The following is a 1467-nucleotide window of genomic DNA, read 5'->3' as shown; positions in this document are numbered from 1 at the left end:
GGGCGTCATGCCCGGAAGGCTGGGCTCCCAGAGCACGCGGCCTTCCACATAGCTCATGACATAAAACTCGGTGCCGATTACCGATACGTCGTCGCAATAGCAGTGCGCATGCGCGACCGGCACCGCGGATCCGTTCAACGCGCGTATCAGGCGATATTCTCGATCGATCGCGTGAGCGGACGGCAGTAGCTTGCCCGACGGCTTGCGGCGCAGGACATAGCGGGCGGATGGCGTCGTCAGCAAATAGGTTGGATTCGACTGGCCTCCCGAAAATTGCGATACGTCGAGTGGCCCGCTAAAACCACGCAAATTTCCGCCTAGCCACGATTCCAATCGCCGCACGTCGAAATCAGGGGATCGCCGTATGGCGGCCTCATGCGATCGAGTATCAGTGTTGCTTTTATCCATCACGTTATTGAAGCTTCGAGAAATCGGGACGACGCTTTTCCTTGAACGCGGCCAAGGCTTCGCTGCACTCGTTCCCTGCCAATTGCTTGTCGATCGCATCGAATTCCGCGTTCATTTGATAGATGACTCTCCTGCGCTCACTCATCAACCGTTTCGTCGCTCTGACCGCGCCCGGCGCCTTCGCAGCGATAACCGCCGCGATCGCCTTCGCTTCGGCTCGAAGCTGGTCAGCCGGCACCGATCGATTAGCGATTCCCCATTCCACGGCGGTCCGCGCATCGACAGAGCGGCCGAGCGCGATCATCTCGAACGCACGAATGCTTCCGATCCGCAACGGAAGCAGGTAGCCCGACGCCGCTTCAGGAACGAGCGCCAGGTCGACAAACGGCGCGCTGAGTTGCGCGTCGTTCGCAACGATGACGTAGTCGCAATGCAACAGCATGGTGGCGCCGACACCAATGGCTTTCCCCTGTACGGCGGCCACGACGGGAATCTCCATCGTCGCCAGATATCGGAGAAACCGCGCACCGCGGCTCTTGCCGATGCCGTCACGAATTGCTTCAGCGGAGAATTCGCTCAGGTCGCTTCCGGCCGAGAACGTGTCACCATCAGATTGGATGAGGACGGCGTTCACGCGCTCGTGCGCAGTTGATTCAAGCGCATCCGCAAGCGCGCCGTACATCGCACCGGTCAACGCATTCTTCTTTTCTGGCCTCGATATCGTGACGATCATCACCCGCCCGTCAACTTGGACTTTTATGTCGTCCACGGTGAAATCTCCTGTTTCGCTATACCCATTCAGACTCGATCCGCCGCTCAAAATCGATAGGAAACCCCAACGAATCCGATGATTGGATTGGCCGTGATTCGCGCCGTGTTGCTCAAAACGGTCGTTCCGTTGGCGCTGACTGCATCGAATTTTCCGGTCGTCTTTAGCGGGATGTAGGTAATCGATCCCAGCACGGACCATCTACCGTTGAGGCGATATGTCACGCCGGCCGTGAAGGCTGGGTTCCACGACGAGCTGGCCGATGCATCAACCCTTCCACCCGGTCCGGC

At 58.8% G+C, this 1467-nt stretch carries 3 protein-coding genes; all 3 read right to left on the bottom strand.

Translation table 11 applies throughout. The features are described 5' to 3' along the window. The coding region (locus ABZS61_RS34820) for a phosphotransferase family protein (RefSeq protein WP_356430536.1) at positions 1-408 on the bottom strand (408 nt) is incomplete at its 3' end. A 4-nt stretch (positions 409-412) separates the two neighbouring features. Then, positions 413-1177, bottom strand: a complete 765-nt coding sequence (locus tag ABZS61_RS34815) for an enoyl-CoA hydratase-related protein (protein ID WP_105819073.1) — start codon at positions 1175-1177, stop codon at positions 413-415. A 47-nt stretch (positions 1178-1224) separates the two neighbouring features. Further along, positions 1225-1467, bottom strand: a 243-nt coding sequence (locus ABZS61_RS34810; protein ID WP_356430531.1) for an OmpW family outer membrane protein, incomplete at its 5' end; no start/stop codon positions are given.

Origin of the sequence: Streptomyces sp. NPDC005566 (assembly GCF_040605575.1) — a bacterium.
Taxonomy (GTDB): domain Bacteria; phylum Actinomycetota; class Actinomycetes; order Streptomycetales; family Streptomycetaceae; genus Streptomyces.
The sequence above is the reverse complement of the archived record's forward strand: the minus strand, read 5'-3'. Positions and strand labels throughout refer to the sequence as shown.